This window comes from Cupriavidus sp. 96C5-1 (assembly GCF_057798855.1).
In genome coordinates, this window is sequence record NZ_JBYOJU010000113.1 from 1 (window position 1) to 2,200 (window position 2,200).

The window sequence follows — 2,200 nt, forward strand, 5'->3', positions numbered from 1 at the left end:
AGTCGAGGATCTTTGCCACGACGCCGGCGCCGACGGTACGACCGCCTTCACGGATGGCGAAACGCAGGCCTTCTTCCATGGCGATCGGGGCGATCAGCTTGACGGTGATCGACACGTTGTCGCCGGGCATGACCATTTCCTTGTCCTTCGGCAGCTCGATCGAGCCGGTCACGTCGGTCGTACGGAAATAGAACTGCGGACGGTAGTTGTTGAAGAACGGGGTGTGACGGCCGCCTTCGTCCTTCGACAAGATGTAGACCTCGCCGGTGAAGTGCGTGTGCGGCTTGATCGAACCCGGCTTGCACAGCACTTGGCCGCGTTCGACGTCTTCGCGCTTCGTGCCGCGCAGCAGCAGACCCACGTTGTCGCCAGCCTGACCTTGGTCCAGCAGCTTGCGGAACATTTCCACGCCGGTGCAGATGGTCTTGACCGTCGGCTTGATACCAACGATTTCGATTTCTTCACCGACCTTGATGATGCCGCGCTCGATACGACCGGTCACAACCGTGCCACGGCCCGAGATCGAGAACACGTCTTCCACCGGCATCAGGAAGGTACCGTCGATGGCACGTTCCGGCGTCGGGATGTAGCTGTCCAGTGCGTCGGCCAGGGCTAGGATCGCCACTTCGCCCAGCTCGCCCTTGTCGCCTTCCAGTGCCAGCTTGGCCGAACCCTTGATGATCGGGGTGTCGTCGCCGGGGAATTCGTACTTCGACAGCAGCTCGCGCACTTCCATTTCGACCAGCTCGAGCAGCTCGGCGTCGTCGACCATGTCGCACTTGTTCAGGAACACGATGATGTAAGGCACGCCAACCTGGCGGGCCAGCAGGATGTGTTCGCGGGTCTGCGGCATCGGGCCGTCAGCGGCCGAGCACACCAGGATCGCGCCGTCCATCTGCGCTGCGCCCGTGATCATGTTCTTCACATAGTCAGCGTGGCCCGGGCAGTCAACGTGCGCGTAGTGGCGGTTAGCCGTTTCGTACTCGACGTGGGCGGTGTTGATGGTAATACCGCGTGCCTTTTCTTCCGGCGCTGCGTCGATTTCGTCGTACTTCTTGGCGGCACCGCCAAACTTCGCTGCCAGCACCGTGGCGATTGCGGCCGTCAGCGTGGTCTTGCCATGGTCAACGTGACCAATCGTGCCAACGTTCACGTGCGGCTTAGTCCGCTCGAACTTTTCCTTTGCCATTTCGCGACTCCTGTCTCGGTAGCGATATTGCCAGTGCTGTATTGGTGCCCATGGGCAGGATCGAACTGCCGACCTCTCCCTTACCAAGGGAGTGCTCTACCACTGAGCCACATGGGCGAAACTTGACTACTGCTTTTAGACTGCAACCCGGGCACAACCTGGAGCGGGTGAAGGGAATCGAACCCTCGTCGTAAGCTTGGAAGGCTTCTGCTCTACCATTGAGCTACACCCGCCGGGTTACCACGCTTTCTACTTCACCGACGCCTGCCGGGGTACTGCCTTGCAATTTTGGTGGAGAGGGTTGGATTCGAACCAACGTAGGCGTAAGCCAACAGATTTACAGTCTGCCCCCTTTAGCCACTCGGGCACCTCTCCGCAGAGAACTTAAGATTATGGTGTAACTCGCCTTGTCTGTCAAGCACTTTCCGTACTATGCAAAGTAAGGAAGGACAGGCCTTCGGGAGCTGATCTCGACGCTGGGCTAGCCGTCCAATCGCACCACAACCTCCGGCATTCAATAAAGAACACCTTCACCCTATAGGGGCTCGGATTAGCCTGAAAAAGGCCGCTGTGGCGGCCGTTTTCAAGCGGGAGCCGCAGTTGCCGGGCGGGCCCTGGCAGCGCTTGCAGCGCAACAGAGCGGCGCCGCAAAAGCAAAACCCCCCAGTACTATCGTACTGGGGGGTTTCAAGGGAGAGCCTGGCGATTACCTACTTTCACACGGGTATCCGCACTATCATCGGCGTGGAGTCGTTTCACGGTCCTGTTCGGGATGGGAAGGGGTGGTTCCAACTCGCTATGGTCACCAGGCATAAACGGTGTGCCGCGTTGACTTGGTCAACGCAGCGAATAGGGATGTAGTTGGGGTTGTGCGTATCGGCCAATGGCACGCGATACTCAACCAGGAGAAACACACTGGTTATAGGATCAAGCCTTACGGGCAATTAGTACTGGTTAGCTTAACGCATTACTGCGCTTCCACACCCAGCCTATCAACGTCCTGGTCTCGAA

Annotated in this window: 1 protein-coding gene, 3 tRNA genes and 2 rRNA genes; all 6 read right to left on the reverse strand. The window is 58.7% G+C overall.

All coding sequences use genetic code 11. The features are described 5' to 3' along the window. A partial coding sequence (tuf, locus tag AC3FOF_RS44480) for an elongation factor Tu (protein WP_017224823.1) occupies positions 1-1,189 on the reverse strand: 1,189 nt, incomplete at its 3' end. A 42-nt stretch (positions 1,190-1,231) separates the two neighbouring features. Further along, a tRNA-Thr gene (locus AC3FOF_RS44485) sits at positions 1,232-1,306 on the reverse strand. Positions 1,307-1,348: 42 nt separating this feature from the next. After that, positions 1,349-1,422: transfer RNA gene (locus tag AC3FOF_RS44490), tRNA-Gly, on the reverse strand. Positions 1,423-1,478: 56 nt separating this feature from the next. Next, positions 1,479-1,564: transfer RNA gene (locus AC3FOF_RS44495), tRNA-Tyr, on the reverse strand. Positions 1,565-1,886: 322 nt separating this feature from the next. Further along, positions 1,887-1,999, reverse strand: a 5S ribosomal RNA gene (gene rrf, locus AC3FOF_RS44500). Positions 2,000-2,112: 113 nt separating this feature from the next. Then, a 23S ribosomal RNA gene (locus tag AC3FOF_RS44505) occupies positions 2,113-2,200 on the reverse strand; the annotation flags it as partial.